Genomic DNA, 13,922 nt, shown 5'->3' on the forward strand with positions numbered 1-13,922 from the left:
GGGATGGTGTGCGCGGGTTTTCCGGCGGATACGGGCAATAAAAAACCCCGACCGGGGTCGGGGTTTTTTGCTTCCTGCAAGTCTGCTTAAGCAGCCATTGCCTTCACGGCAGCGGACAGACGGCTCTTGTGACGAGCTGCCTTGTTCTTGTGGAAGATGTTCTTGTCGGCAATGCTGTCGATGATCGACACCGATGCCTGGTAGGTCGCTTGTGCGGCAGCCTTGTCACCAGCTTCGATCGCCTTCAGCACCTTCTTGATCGCGGTGCGGAACGCCGAACGCTGGCTGGCATTGTGTTGGCGGGCTTGTTCAGCCTGACGCGCACGCTTGCGAGCTTGGGCGCTGTTAGCCATATTCTGTCAACTCCAAATAACGGATGTGGTTGGAAATCGGGCGTGGCCCGAAGCCAGCCTTGAAAACCCGCGATTTTATCGCTTCATGCCGGTCGGCGCAAGTCCGGATACAAATACGCACTGTCCGGCCTGGCCGGACGGCGTATGATCCGCTGCGTTTCCCAAGTCGTCTGGCTGCCATGAATCTTCTCAAATCGCTCGCCGCGGTGAGCTCGATGACGCTGGTGTCGCGCGTCCTCGGTTTCGCCCGCGACGCCATCGTCGCCCGGATCTTCGGTGCGGGGATGATGACCGATGCCTTCTTCGTTGCCTTCAAGCTGCCCAACCTGCTGCGGCGGATTTTTGCCGAGGGGGCGTTCTCGCAGGCTTTCGTGCCGATTCTGGCCGAGTACAAGAGCCAGCAGGGCGAGGAAGCAGCCAAGACCTTCCTCGCCTACATTGCCGGCTTGCTGACGCTGGTCCTGGCGGTGGTGACGGTGCTCGGCATGATTGCCGCGCCGTGGGTGATCTGGGTGTCGGCGCCGGGTTTTACCGATACGCCGGAGAAGTTCGCGCTGACGAGCTCGCTGCTGCGGATCACCTTCCCTTATATCTTGCTGATCTCGCTCGCCTCGCTGGTCGGCGCGGTCCTGAATACCTGGAACCGCTTCTCGGTGCCGGCATTCGCACCGACCTTCCTCAACATCAGCATGATCGTGTTCGCCCTGTGGGTGTCGCCGCACATGAACCCGCCGGTGCTGGCGCTGGGCTGGGCGGTGCTGGCCGGTGGCGTGCTGCAGCTGGGCTACCAGCTGCCCCACCTGAAAAAGGTCGGCATGCTGGTGCTGCCGCGGCTGAACCTGAAGGATGCCGGCGTCTGGCGTGTGCTCAAGCAGATGGGGCCGGCGGTGCTCGGCGTGTCGGTGACCCAGGTGTCGCTGATCATCAATACGATTTTCGCGTCCTTCCTCGTTTCCGGTTCGGTGTCGTGGATGTACTACGCCGACCGGCTGATGGAGTTCCCGTCCGGCGTGCTGGGCGTTGCGCTGGGCACCATCCTGTTGCCGTCGCTGTCGAAAACCCATGCCAGCAACGACAGCGCCGGCTACTCCGTGCTGCTCGACTGGGGTTTGCGGCTGTGTCTGCTGCTGGCGCTGCCGTCGGCCGTCGGGCTGGCCATCACCGCCGAACCGCTGACCGCCTCGCTGTTCCAGTACGGCAAGTTCAGTGCGCACGATTCGCTGATGACCCAGTACGCGCTGATTGCCTATTCGGTCGGGCTGGTCGGGCTGATTCTGGTCAAGGTGCTGGCGCCGGGGTTCTATGCGCGGCAGAACATCCGCACGCCGGTGAAAATCGCGCTGCTGACGCTGGCGGTGACGCAGCTGATGAATCTGGCCTTCATCTGGCATCTGAAACACGCCGGTCTGGCGCTGGCAATCGGCCTCGGTGCCTGCTTCAATGCCGGCCTGCTGTTCTGGAAGCTGCGCAGCCAGAACATCTTCCAGCCCCAGCCGGGCTGGCGCGCTTTCCTCATCAAGCTGTTCGTCGCCGTTGCAGTCATGGCCGCGACGCTGTGGGGCGTGATGGCGCTGATGCCGGATTGGGGTAGTGGCGCGATGGTTTCGCGGCTATTGCGTCTGGCCGTACTGGTCGCCGCCGGGGTGATCGCCTACTTCGGTGCGCTGGCGGCGCTGGGTTTCCGCCTCAGGGACTTCTCCCGCCGGGCCGCTTGATCGCTTCGCAAGGAAAAACACGCCGGTTCGCCGGCGTGTTTTGTTTTCGGCCATGCCGCCGGTTTCAGCGACGAAAGCCGAGGATCAGCATCACCGCTGCACCGAGTGCGAGCAGGGCGCCACCGATCAGCCAGCGGGGCGCGGACGGACGGACACCGGCGCGAATGTCGAGCGTCAGATCGTGGACCGTCAGCGTCTGTGCACCGACCGCCGTCACGGTGATCGACAAGGTGTCGCCGCGTTCGAGCTCGATCGGGGCCAGACCCAGGCGCGTCGGCGTGCGGTCCGGGACCGCGTCGGAAGCGGTTTTGGCGTCGACGAAAACCAGCACCTCCTTGGCCAGCGGCAGGCCGTTCTGACTGACTTCGACGACGAAATCGGCGCGGTTCTCCGGCCCGAAACGGCGTCCGCCGACACTCCCCTTGAGAACGATGCCGACCGGTCCCTGCTCGAGGCCAACCGTTTGCGATACCGACTGGGGTGCCGGCGTCTGCAGCAGCGCATGGCTGCCGATCAGCTGGCCCGAAAAGAAACGGGCATAGATGTACCAGCCGGGGCCGACGGCGACACCGGCAAGCAACAGCAGCCACCACAGGCCGCGACCCGGTTCCATGCTCAGCCCAGTGTCGTTCGCAGCGCGGCGATCAGCGCATCGCACTCGGCATCGGTGCCGATCGAGATCCGCAGGTGCTGGTCGATACGGGGTGCCTTGAAGTGGCGGACGATCACGCCGTGCTCGCGCAGTCCGGCGGCGAGCCGGCCGGCGTCGTGTTGCGGATGACGGGCGAACACGAAGTTCGCCGCGCTCGGCAGCACGTCGAAACCCAGCGATGCCAATGCCGCGCCCAAGCGCTCGCGACTGGCGATCACCTTGTCGCAGGTGGCACGGAAGTAGGCTTCGTCGCCGAACGAGGCGCTGGCGCCGACGATGGCGAGGCGGTCGAGCGGATAGGAGTTGAAACTGTTCTTGACGCGTTCCAGTGCCTCGATCAGTTGCAGGTGGCCGAGCGCAAAGCCGACGCGCAGCCCGGCGAGCGAGCGGCTTTTCGACAGCGTCTGCACGACCAGCAGGTTCGGGTAACGCTCGATCAGTGCAATCGCGCTGTCGCCACCGAAATCGATATAGGCCTCGTCGATGACGACGACCACGTCGGGCTGGCGTTGCAGCAGCCGCTCGATATCGGCCAGCGGCAGCAGTCGGCCGGTCGGCGCGTTCGGATTCGGGAAAATGATCGCGCCGGCATCACCCTCGTAATCCGCCACGTCGATTTCGAACGCATCGTTCAGCGGCACCGTCCGGTAGTCGATCTGATACAGCCCGCAGTACACCGGATAGAAGCTGTAGCTGATGTCCGGGAACAGCAGTGGCTTGTCGTGCTTGAGCAGGGCGCAGAAGGCATGCGCCAGCACTTCGTCCGAACCGTTGCCGACGAAGACGTGCTCGCGCCCGAGGCCGTGGTAGGCGGCGATCGCATCCTTGAGCTGGTCGGCGTTCGGGTCCGGGTAGAGCCGCAGCGCGTCGCTGTTGGCCTCGTGCATTGCAGCGAGCACCGCCGGCGACGGGCCGTACGGGTTCTCGTTGGTATTGAGCTTGACGAGTTTTTGCAGCTTCGGCTGTTCGCCCGGAACGTACGGGGTCAGCGTGTGGACGATCGGGCTCCAGAATCGGCTCATGGCGGTCTCGTGTGCAGGGAAATCGGGTGGTCGGACCGAGCCTACCGCAGTCCGCTGGCGTACCCAAGCGCCAGCGTGCTACGGCGTGTTCAGTCGGCGCTGAGGACGAAGACGGTCGGGCGCTTGTGCAGCTCGGGCTTCGGCCCGCGGCGCCAGTCGGCGACGGTCCGGCTCCTGATCCACTCGTCGGCGCCGGTCAGTTCGCGTGCAACGGTGATGTGGGTGCCGGGGCTGCAGTGCTGGATCAGCGCCGCGAACAGCGCATCGTTGCGGTACGGCGTTTCGATGAACAGTTCGGCCTGCTTTTCCTTGCGCGAACTCGCTTCGAGATTTCGGATGGCCGCGAGCCGGTCGCCGTCGCCGGTCGGCAGGTAGCCGTTGAAGCGGAATTTCTGGCCGTTGGCGCCCGACGCCATCAGTGCGAGCAGGATCGACGACGGACCGACCAGCGGGACGACGCGCACGCCGCGCGCGTGCGCCAGCCGCACCAGCCTCGCGCCCGGATCGGCGACACCGGGGCAGCCGGCTTCGGACATCAGTCCGACGTCGTGGCCGGCCAGCAGCGGTGCGAGCAGGTCGGCGAGTTCGCCGTCCTTGGTGTGCTCGTTCAGTTCGTTCATCGTCAGGCTGCGCAGTTCGTGCGGCGTACCGAACAGCTTGAGATGGGCGCGCGCCGTTTTCGACGCTTCGACGACGAAATGGGTCAGCGTACGGGCAATGGCCAGCGCGTCGGCAGGCAGTACGCTGTCGAGGGTGTCGTCGGCCAGCGGAACCGGAATCAGATAAAGAATGCCCTTGCTCATAGGATGGCGATGCCTTCTTCGTTCAGCATGTCGATCAGTGCGATCAGCGGCAGGCCGATGATGGCTGCCGGGTCGGTCGATTCGATCGCGGCGATCAGCGCGATGCCGAGGCCCTCGGTTTTGGCGCTGCCGGCGCAGTCGTAGGGTTGGTCTTTCAATAGATAGCGTTCGATCGCCGCATCGTCGGCGTGGCGCATCGTGACCCGGGTGACGTCGGTGTGGGTTTGCGTGCGGCCGGTTGCTGCGTTGTGCAATGCCACGGCGGTGTGGAATTCGATCGTCCGGCCGCGCATGGCCTGCAGTTGGGCAACGGCGCGTGCATGCGTGCCGGGCTTGCCCAGCTGGACGCCGTCGAGCAGGGCCACCTGGTCCGAGCCGATCAGCAGCGCGCCGGGGAAGCGCGATGCCAGAGCAACGGCCTTGGCGATGGCCAGACGCAGGCTGGTCTGTGCGGCAGTCTCATTGCTGAGCGGGGTTTCATCGACATCGGGGCTGGCGGTTTCGAACGGCAGTTGCAATCGTTCGAGCAGTTCGCGCCGGTAGCGCGAGGTGGAAGCCAGCACGAGGGCCGGCGAGCGAAGCACTTGTTTTTGCATTGGAAATCCGTCGCACCGGGCGGAAAGGTTTTGACATCGGTAGGACGGAAATTATATCATGCGCGGTTTCTGGTTCGTTGGCTCATGGGTATGACGGTCATTCATAGCGCCGAATTTGCCCGCGAGGGTGGCGTGCTCGACGGGGTGATCCCGGTGGCAGCAATGCTGCGGCTGAGCGATCAGCTGGCAAGCAGTGGCGGAGAAATCCGCTGGTCGCTGAGCGGATCGGTCGACCGGTTCGAACGCCCGCGGCTGAACCTGACTGTATCGGGTGAGCTGCAGCTGGTCTGTCAGCGTTGCCTTGCGCCGATGGCGTGGTCACTCGATGTGAGTACCGTTCTGACGCAGTTTCCCACCGAGGAGCAGGCCGACGAGGCCGCGGAACTCGACGAAACGCTCGAAACGGTACTGATCGATCCCGCGCTGGATGTACCGGCGCTGATCGAGGAAGAAGTGCTGCTGGCCTTGCCGTACGCGCCGCTGCATGAGCAGTGCGCAGCGCCCGGCGACGAGCCGCTGCAAAGCAATACCAAACCGAATCCGTTTGCTGTCCTGGCTCAAATGAAAACCAGGAAAGCGGAGTAACTGAAACAGTAGTTTTTTCTGGTTTTCAAGGAGTTTTATCATGGCCGTTCAACAGAATAAGAAGTCCCCGTCCAAGCGCGGCATGCATCGTGCGCACGATTTCCTGACCGCTCCGGCGCTGTCGGTCGACGCGCAAACCGGTGAAGTGCATCGTCCGCATCACATCTCGCCGAACGGTTTCTACAAGGGCCGTCGCGTGATCAAGGCCAAGGGCGAATAAGTCCTGCGCAAAAACGCATTTATAACCAATCGGTTATGATAACGGCGCAAGCGAGCCATCTCGCTTGCGCCGTTCGCCATTCTGGATTCTGCCTTGTCTGCCATGGACATTACTGTCGCTGTCGATGCGATGGGCGGCGACCACGGGACTCACGTCACCGTGCCGGCCGTTCTGCGCTTCCTCGACCAACATCCCAACGTCAATGTCGTCCTCGTCGGCCTGCCCGATGCGATCGACGTCGAGCTCCGCGCGCATAAGGCGCAGCTGGGCCCGCGTCTGCGCGTCCACGCCGCCAGCGAGGTCGTGACGATGGACGAGTCGCCCCAGTCGGCGATGAAGAACAAGAAAGATTCGTCGATGCGCGTGGCGATCAACCTCGTGAAGTCCGGCGAGGCGCACGCCTGCGTGTCGGCCGGCAATACCGGGGCACTGATGGCCACCGCGCGTTTCGTGCTCAAGACCATCGACGGCATCGAACGTCCGGCGATCGCCAAGATGATGCCCTCGGTCAAGGGCACGGAAACCTGTGTGCTCGACCTCGGCGCCAACGTCGACTGCACGCCGCTGCAGCTGGTGCAGTTCGCGGTGATGGGCTCGTCGCTGTTTGCCGCGGTCAAGGGCAAGGACGCGCCGGCCATCGGCCTGCTCAACATCGGTTCCGAAGACATCAAGGGTACCGACGTGATCAAGCAGACCGCCGAACTGCTGCGATCCAGCCGTTTGAACTTCGTCGGCAACGTCGAAGGGAACGACCTGTACTCGGGCGCGGTCGATGTCATTGTGACCGACGGATTCACCGGCAATGTCGCGCTGAAGACCTCCGAAGGCATCGCCAAGATGATGGAGCGTTTCCTGCGCGAGGAATTCACCCGCAACGCCTTCACCAAGGCGCTGGCGATGGCCGCATGGCCGGTGCTGTCGCGCTTCAAGAAGCGCGTCGACCCGCGCCGCTTCAACGGTGCGTCGCTGGTCGGTCTCAAGGGCATCGTTGTCAAAAGTCATGGCGGTGCCGACCGGATGGCGTTCTACTGGGCGCTCAAGCAGGCGGCCGACGAGGCGCGTGCCGGCGTGACCCAGCGCATCGCCGAACAGGTTCAGCAACAACTTGCCGACCTCGCTGCCCGCCCGGCTGCGGCGGCAGACCAATAAACCCATACGCAGGAAGCATTCATGTACGCGCGCATCGCCGGAACCGGCTCTTACCTGCCTGAACACATCCTGACCAACGCGGCGCTGGCCCAGCGTGTCGATACCAGCGACGAATGGATCGCCAGTCGTACCGGCATCCGTCAGCGCCACATCGCCGCCGACACCGAGTCCACCTCGGATCTGGCGCTCAAGGCTGCCGAGCGTGCGCTGCTTGCCGCGAGCACCGCGCCGGAAGAGGTCGATCTGATCATCGTTGCGACGACGACGCCGGACCACGTGTTCCCGTCGACCGCCTGCACGGTGCAGGACAAGCTCGGCCTGCACGGTTTCCCGGCCTTCGACGTTCAGGCCGTCTGTGCCGGCTTCGTCTATGCGCTGACTGTGGCCGATGCAATGATCAAGTCCGGCGCTGCCCGCTGTGCGGTGGTGATCGGTGCCGAGAAGCTGTCGAACATCATCGACTGGAACGACCGGACCACCTGCGTGCTGTTCGGCGACGGTGCCGGCGCCGTGGTGCTCAAGGCGTCCGACGAGCCGGGCATCCTCGCGTCGAAGCTGCATGCCGACGGCCGTTACCGCGGCATCCTCAACGCACCGGGCCACCTGAAACAGGGTCAGGTCGAAGGTTCGCCGTGGATCTACATGGATGGCGGTGCCGTCTTCAAGTTTGCCGTGCGTGCGCTGGCCGACGTGGCCAACGAAACGCTGGCAGCGGCCGGGGTCGATCAGGCCGATGTCGACTGGCTGGTGCCGCACCAGGCCAATCTGCGCATCATCGAATCGACGGCCAAGCACCTGCACCTGAGCATGGACAAAGTCATCGTGACCGTCGACAAGCACGGCAACACGTCGGCCGCTTCGATTCCGCTGGCGCTCGACGAGGGGGTCAGGACCGGCAAGATCCAGCGAGGGCAGACGGTGCTGCTCGAGGGGATCGGTGGCGGATTCGCCTGGGGCTCGGTCCTCTTCGAATTCTGATGAAAACGGCGCAGCGATGCGCCGTTTTAGCGTTCAAATAACTGTTTGAATTTTGTTGCCCGGCATGGCCGGGACGAACAAGGAGCATGAAATGGCATTGGCTTTCGTCTTTCCGGGCCAGGGTTCGCAATCGCTGGGCATGATGAACGGTTTCGCCGACGACGCATCGGTGCGCCAGACGTTCGACGAGGCCAGTGCGGTCCTCGGTCAGGACCTGTGGGCGATGTGTGCCGAAGGTGCCGATGCGGCCGTGATCAACGCCACGGTCAATACCCAGCCGCTGATGCTGACGGCCAGCGTCGCGATCTTCCGCGCCTGGCGCGCCGCCGGTGGTGCCGCTCCGGCGATGGCCGCCGGCCATTCGCTTGGCGAATACAGCGCGCTGGCTGCCGCAGGCAGCATTGCGTTTGCCGATGCGGTCAAGCTGGTGCGCCTGCGTGCCGAGGCGATGCAGTCGGCGGTCCCGGAGGGCGAGGGCGCCATGGCGGCCATCCTCGGCCTGCCGGATGACGTGATCGTCGCAGCCTGCCTCGAGGCGGCGCAGGGCGACGTGGTCGAAGCGGTCAACTTCAATTCGCCGGGCCAGGTCGTCATTGCCGGCAGCAAGGCGGCAGTCGAGCGCGCCATGGCGTTGTGCAAGGACAAGGGGGCCAAGCGTGCGCTGCCGCTGCCGGTGTCGGTGCCGTCGCACTGTGCGCTGATGAAGCCCGCCGCCGAAAAACTGGCAGCTGCGCTGACGCAGGTGCATGTGGCTGCGCCGGAGTTTCCGGTGCTGCACAATGCCGACGTCGTCGCCTATACCGATCCGGCGCAGATTCGCGACGCGCTGGTGCGTCAGCTGTACCAGCCGGTTCGCTGGGTCGGCTCGGTGCAGAAGATGGCGGCCGACGGTGCCACCGTGTTCGCCGAATGCGGTCCGGGCAAGGTGCTGACCGGCCTCGACAAGCGCATTGCCGAGAGCGCACAGCACCTTGCGCTGGGCGATGTGGCGGCATTCGATGCGCTGAAGGCATTGCTGTAACCCGAACGAATTACTCTGGTGGGCCACAGGCTGGCGCACCGCATCATGATCCGGTGTGGCAGGGCCGCACCGCTACAAGGAAGCTGCAATGAGTCTCGAAGGAAAAGTCGCGCTGGTGACCGGCGCATCGCGCGGAATCGGCAAGGCCATCGTCCTCGACCTGCTGGCGCAGGGCGCCACCGTGATCGGCACCGGCGTCACCGAAGGCAGCGCTGCTGCAATCAGCGACTACATCGCCGAAGCCGGCGGCAAGGGCCGCGGCATAGCGCTGGAAGTGACGACCGACGGTGCCTGCGAAGGCGTCGTCGACGCGATCGAGAAGGAGTTCGGCGCGATCCACATCCTCGTCAACAATGCCGGCATCACCCGCGACAATCTGCTGATGCGGCTGAAGGACGAGGACTGGGATGCGATCATGGACACCAACCTCAAGCCCGTGTACAAGCTCTCCAAGGCGGTGATCCGCGGCATGATGAAAGCCCGCTGGGGGCGTATCATCAACATTGCCTCGGTGGTTGGCGCGACCGGTAATGCCGGCCAGACCAACTACGCGGCCGCCAAGGCGGCGCTGTTCGGTTTCACCAAGTCGCTGGCCAAGGAAATCGGCTCGCGCGGCGTGACCGTCAATGCCGTGGCGCCGGGCTTCATCGATACCGACATGACCCGTGGTTTGCCTGACGAACACAAGGCCAAACTGCTTGAGAACATCACGCTCGGCCGCCTTGGCGAACCGCGCGAGATTGCAGACGCGGTCGGCTTTCTTGCCAGCGACCGTGCCAGTTACATTACCGGCCAGACCTTGCACGTCAACGGCGGTATGTATATGAATTAACGTGTATTTAACCAAGATCAGCCCGCCCGCGTTGGCGAGGCGGCTTTTTTTGGTACAATGCGTCCGCTTTTTTTATCCCTTGAAAGGCTTGGAGTTTTATCCATGGAAAACATCGAACAGCGCGTGAAGAAGATCGTTGCCGAACAACTTGGCGTGCCGGAAACCGACGTCAAGAACGAGTCCTCCTTCGTGAATGACCTCGGCGCCGACTCCCTCGACACCGTTGAACTCGTGATGGCCCTCGAAGAAGAATTCGAGTGCGAAATTCCGGACGAAGACGCCGAAAAGATCACCACCGTCCAGCAAGCGATCGACTACGTCTCGGCCAACCTGGGCAAGTAATTTGCAGCATCCCAAGACCTCTGCCGGGCATTTTTCCGTCCGCCAGGGGTCTTATTCCATTCGGCGTTTCAATCGGAGAGTAATGTGTCCAAACGCAGAGTAGTGATCACTGGCCTCGGCCACGTGTCCCCCGTCGGCAACGATGTTGCCACCGGCTGGGCCACCCTGCTCAAAGGGCAGTCCGGCATCGGCAGGATCACCCGCTTTGACGCGAGCGACTACGCTTGCCAGATCGCTGGCGAGGTCAAGGACTTCGACATCAGCCAATACATCTCGGCCAAAGATGCACGCCGGATGGATACCTTCATCCACTACGGCATTGCGGCCGCGTTCCAGGCGATTGCCGACGCCGGCCTCGATGACGCTGCCGGTCTCGACAAGACCCGCGTCGGTGTCAACATCGGTTCCGGTATCGGCGGCCTGCCGCTGATCGAGGAAACCGGTGCCACGCTGCTCGCCGGTGGTCCGCGCAAGATCGGCCCGTTCTTCATTCCCGGTTCGCTCGTCAACCTGATTGCCGGCCACGTGACCATCTACAAGGGATACCAGGGTCCGAGCTACGGCATCGTTTCGGCGTGCACGACCGGTGCGCACTGCATCGGCGATGCGGCGCGGATGATCCAGTACGGCGACGCCGACGTGATGGTTGCCGGCGGTGCCGAAGCGACCGTGACCGGCCTCGGCATCGGCGGCTTTGCCGCGATGAAGGCACTGTCGACCCGCAACGATGATCCGGCAACGTCTTCGCGTCCCTGGGACAAGGGCCGTGACGGCTTTGTCATGGGCGAAGGTGCCGGCGTGCTGGTGCTCGAAGAGTACGAACACGCGGTCAAGCGCGGCGCGAGGATCTACGCCGAGTTCGCCGGTTTCGGCATGAGCTCGGACGCGCACCACATTACCGCGCCGAGCTCGGAAGGCCCGGCCCGTGGCGTGGCCAACGCGCTGCGTGATGCCGGCATCAACGCCGACGAAGTCGACTACGTCAACGCACACGGCACGTCGACCCCGCTGGGCGACGCCAACGAAACCGCTGCACTGAAGCTCGCGTTCGGCGACCACGCCAAGAAGCTGGCCGTCAACTCGACCAAGTCGATGACCGGTCACCTGCTGGGTGGCGCCGGCGGCGTCGAAGCCGTGTACTCGGTGCTGGCGCTGCACAACCAGGTATCGCCGCCGACCGCGAACATCTTCGAGCAGGACATCGAGGGCGGTTGCGATCTGGACTACGTGGCCAATACCGCACGCGACATGAACATCCGCGTGGCGATCTCCAACAGCTTCGGCTTTGGCGGAACCAACGGTACGCTGGTGTTCAAGCGTCTCGCCTGAGTTCGCGGCGACGACATGAAAAAGGGCTGCCTCGGCAGCCCTTCTCTTTTGTCCGCGCGATTACCAGCGGTAGCCGACGCTGGCGCGGATGCTGCGGCGGAAACCCTGCTCGCAGAACGTGCCGTCGCAACCGGTCAGGTACTCGCGGTCGAACAGGTTGTTGACGTTGAGCGCGAAGCGCCAGTCCGCCCGTTCGTAGGCAATCAGGCTGTCGACCAGCGTGAACGCGTCGTTGCTCGTCCCCAGCCCGCCGCGCGACTGGCCGACATAACGCACGCCGAGCCCGGCGTTCCAGCCGGCGAGGGCACCGCTGAAATCGTACTTGCCCCAGGCGGCGGCCGTATGCCGCGGAATCGACAACGGCGGCTTGCCGACGTCGGCGGCGACGTTGCTCCGGGTGATTTCGGCGTCGATGAAGGTATAGCTGCCGATCAGGTCGAGGGCGCCGAGCTGCCATTGGCCCTCGAGTTCGAGGCCGCGGCTGCGGACTTCGCCGGTCTGCACTTCGAGCCGCAGCGGATTGGCGCCGGGCAGCGGCGTGCGGACGTTTTCCTTGGTCAGCTGGTAGACCGCGGCGGTGAAGCTGTAGCTGGCGCCTTCGGGCTGGTACTTGGCGCCGGCCTCGAGCTGTTCGCCGCGCTCGGGCTTGAACTGCTGGCCGAAGGCATCGTTGCCGATTTCGGGTTTGAACGAGGTCGAATAGCTCAGGTAGGGCGCCCAGCCGGCGTCGAACGGATAGACGAGGCCGGCGCGGCCGGTGAAGGCCTGATCGCGCTGTTCGGTGTAGACGCCGTCGAGCTTGGAGTCGGCGCTGTCACGCGTCCAGTCGTACCGGCCCCCGACGGTCAGCGCCCAGCGCCCGTAGCGCAGCTGGTCCTGCAGATAGGTGCCGAGCTGGCGGCTCTTGTTGAGGTTGTCCCAGGTCTGCTGCAGCGAATCCCAGTCCGGCTGCCTGAACACCGGGTCGTACAGGTCGAGCGGCGCGGCGGCGCCCATGTAGAGCTTCTGCTCGAAACTCGCCTGACGATAGTCGACGCCGCCGAGCAGCAGGTGCTCGACCGCGCCGGTGCGGACGCGGGCCTGAACCTGGTTGTCGACCGCGAACGACTTTTCATGTTCGGGCCGGTACAGCGCCCGGCGGTTCAGCGTGCGATCGTCCGGGCGCAGCCCGAGCGCACGGACTTCGCGCCGGTCGTTGCGTGCATCGTAGTAGCGCAGGTTCTGCCGCAGCGTCCAGACGTCGTCCGGCGCGTGTTCGAACAGGTAGCCGACGGTCACGCCGGTCTTGTCGTGCTCGGCGCCCGGCCCCTGGATGTTCAGCGACGGATCCGGCTGGCCGAGCGGACCCGGCTGGTAGAACTGGTTCGGTATCGCCCAGGTGGTACGGTCGTGCTGGTACTGCGCCAGCAGCGTCAGGCTGGTGCGCGCATCCGGCTGCCATGTCAGTGCCGGCGCCAGATAGACGCGGTCATCGGGCAGGTCGTCCCACTGGGTACCGGCGTCGCGGGCGAGTGCGGTCAGCCGGTAGACCCAGCGGCCGTCGTCGTCGAGCGTGCCGCCGACGTCGGCAGCGATCTGTGCGCGGTCGTAGCTGCCGGTTTCGACACGGACTTCGGGCCGCAAACCGACGATCGGCCGTTTGGTGACGGCGTTGACGAGGCCGCCGGGGTTGGCCCGGCCGTACAGGACCGAGCCCGGTCCGCGCACGATGTCGAGCCGTTCCAGCCCGTAGGGTTCGATCCGGCTGATGAAGGCGTTGTGGTACAGCCGCATGCCGTCGCGGTACATGCCGTCGGCCGAAACGCCGAAACCGCGCATCAGCAGGTCGTCGTCGGTGGTCGCGAATTCGTAGGCGGTGACCCCGGCGTTGTAGCGCACGGCCTCGGCGATGGTTGCGACGTCCTGGTCATCCATCTGTTCGCGGGTGACGACCGAAATCGACTGCGGCGTTTCGCGCAGCGTCGTGTCGGTCTTGGTGGCGCTGGCGGCGTGCCGCGCCTGATAGCCGATGCCGGGACTGGTTGCCCAGTCGCGCATGGCTTCGACAGTGACTGCCGACAGCGTGGCTTCGCTGCGGCCGACGGTGACGGTCTTGCCGGAGAACGAGGCGCTCAGGCCGCTGCCGGCCAGCAGTTGCTGCAGGGCGGCGGCGGGTTCGAGCGTGCCGCGCAGCGCCGGGGCCTGCCGGCCGACGACCAGCGCGCTGTCGACGACCAGGTTGAGGCCGGCGGCCTGGCCGAGCCGGGTCAGCGACGTGGCCAGCGGCTGTGCGGGCAGGTCGAGCCTGAACGGCGCTGCGTGGGCGGTGGCGATCGCCACCGCCCA

Annotated in this window: 15 protein-coding genes; 9 read left to right on the plus strand and 6 right to left on the minus strand. The window is 64.7% G+C overall.

The annotated features are described in order from the left end of the window. Window positions 1-86: 86 nt before the first annotated feature. Entirely contained in the window at window positions 87-353 is a 267-nt protein-coding gene (gene rpsT, locus IE097_RS14375) for a 30S ribosomal protein S20 (RefSeq protein WP_070528187.1), read from the minus strand. A gap of 179 nt (window positions 354-532) precedes the next feature. Between rpsT and murJ the strand changes: the two genes are divergently transcribed. Continuing rightward, window positions 533-2,068: a murein biosynthesis integral membrane protein MurJ gene (gene murJ / locus IE097_RS14380; RefSeq protein WP_189461537.1), complete on the plus strand. Its 1,536-nt coding sequence runs from the start codon at window positions 533-535 to the stop codon at window positions 2,066-2,068. Between the two features lie 64 nt (window positions 2,069-2,132). Here murJ and IE097_RS14385 read toward each other — a convergent pair whose 3' ends face one another. The 4 genes from IE097_RS14385 to IE097_RS14400 all read right to left on the minus strand — a co-directional run bounded on the left by IE097_RS14385 (window position 2,133) and on the right by IE097_RS14400 (window position 5,141). Continuing rightward, complete coding sequence (locus IE097_RS14385; protein WP_189461538.1) at window positions 2,133-2,681, minus strand: hypothetical protein; 549 nt, start codon at window positions 2,679-2,681, stop codon at window positions 2,133-2,135. A gap of 2 nt (window positions 2,682-2,683) precedes the next feature. After that, window positions 2,684-3,742, minus strand: coding sequence for a histidinol-phosphate transaminase (gene hisC, locus IE097_RS14390; RefSeq protein WP_189461539.1), 1,059 nt, complete (start codon window positions 3,740-3,742; stop codon window positions 2,684-2,686). Window positions 3,743-3,831: 89 nt separating this feature from the next. Next, window positions 3,832-4,545 carry an SAM-dependent methyltransferase gene (locus IE097_RS14395; protein ID WP_189461540.1) on the minus strand — a complete coding sequence of 238 codons (714 nt, stop codon included), beginning with the start codon at window positions 4,543-4,545 and terminating at the stop codon, window positions 3,832-3,834. Then, the gene (locus IE097_RS14400; protein WP_189461541.1) at window positions 4,542-5,141 is read right to left on the minus strand and encodes a Maf family nucleotide pyrophosphatase; all 600 of its coding nucleotides are present in this window, start codon (window positions 5,139-5,141) and stop codon (window positions 4,542-4,544) included. Before IE097_RS14400 ends, IE097_RS14395 begins: the two co-directional genes overlap by 4 nt. A 90-nt stretch (window positions 5,142-5,231) precedes the next feature. Here IE097_RS14400 and IE097_RS14405 point away from each other — a divergent pair, with 90 nt between their 5' ends. The 8 genes from IE097_RS14405 to fabF all read left to right on the plus strand — a co-directional run bounded on the left by IE097_RS14405 (window position 5,232) and on the right by fabF (window position 11,597). Then, complete coding sequence (locus IE097_RS14405; protein ID WP_189461542.1) at window positions 5,232-5,726, plus strand: YceD family protein; 495 nt, start codon at window positions 5,232-5,234, stop codon at window positions 5,724-5,726. A gap of 40 nt (window positions 5,727-5,766) precedes the next feature. Beyond that, a complete protein-coding gene (gene rpmF, locus IE097_RS14410) occupies window positions 5,767-5,946 on the plus strand; it encodes a 50S ribosomal protein L32 (protein ID WP_070528171.1) in 180 nt (59 codons plus the stop codon). Window positions 5,947-6,048: 102 nt separating this feature from the next. Then, window positions 6,049-7,095, plus strand: a complete 1,047-nt coding sequence (gene plsX / locus IE097_RS14415) for a phosphate acyltransferase PlsX (RefSeq protein ID WP_189461562.1) — start codon at window positions 6,049-6,051, stop codon at window positions 7,093-7,095. 21 nt (window positions 7,096-7,116) lie between these two features. Continuing rightward, the gene (locus IE097_RS14420) at window positions 7,117-8,073 is read left to right on the plus strand and encodes a beta-ketoacyl-ACP synthase III (protein ID WP_189461543.1); all 957 of its coding nucleotides are present in this window, start codon (window positions 7,117-7,119) and stop codon (window positions 8,071-8,073) included. Between the two features lie 91 nt (window positions 8,074-8,164). After that, on the plus strand, window positions 8,165-9,094 hold the full coding sequence (fabD, locus tag IE097_RS14425) for an ACP S-malonyltransferase (protein ID WP_189461544.1): 930 nt from the start codon (window positions 8,165-8,167) through the stop codon (window positions 9,092-9,094). Window positions 9,095-9,182: 88 nt separating this feature from the next. Next, window positions 9,183-9,926 (plus strand): 3-oxoacyl-ACP reductase FabG, encoded by a 744-nt coding sequence (gene fabG, locus IE097_RS14430; protein WP_189461545.1) that lies wholly within the window; start codon window positions 9,183-9,185, stop codon window positions 9,924-9,926. A 102-nt stretch (window positions 9,927-10,028) separates the two neighbouring features. Continuing rightward, window positions 10,029-10,268 (plus strand): acyl carrier protein, encoded by a 240-nt coding sequence (acpP, locus tag IE097_RS14435; protein ID WP_070528160.1) that lies wholly within the window; start codon window positions 10,029-10,031, stop codon window positions 10,266-10,268. 84 nt (window positions 10,269-10,352) lie between these two features. Beyond that, a complete protein-coding gene (gene fabF / locus IE097_RS14440; RefSeq protein ID WP_189461546.1) occupies window positions 10,353-11,597 on the plus strand; it encodes a beta-ketoacyl-ACP synthase II in 1,245 nt (414 codons plus the stop codon). A gap of 60 nt (window positions 11,598-11,657) precedes the next feature. Here fabF and IE097_RS14445 read toward each other — a convergent pair. Then, window positions 11,658-13,922 (minus strand): TonB-dependent siderophore receptor (locus IE097_RS14445; RefSeq protein ID WP_189461547.1); only part of this gene is annotated, 2,265 nt, incomplete at its 5' end.

It is taken from the genome of Jeongeupia chitinilytica (genome assembly GCF_014652315.1).
In the GTDB taxonomy this organism is placed as follows: Bacteria; Pseudomonadota; Gammaproteobacteria; order Burkholderiales; family Chitinibacteraceae; genus Jeongeupia; species Jeongeupia chitinilytica.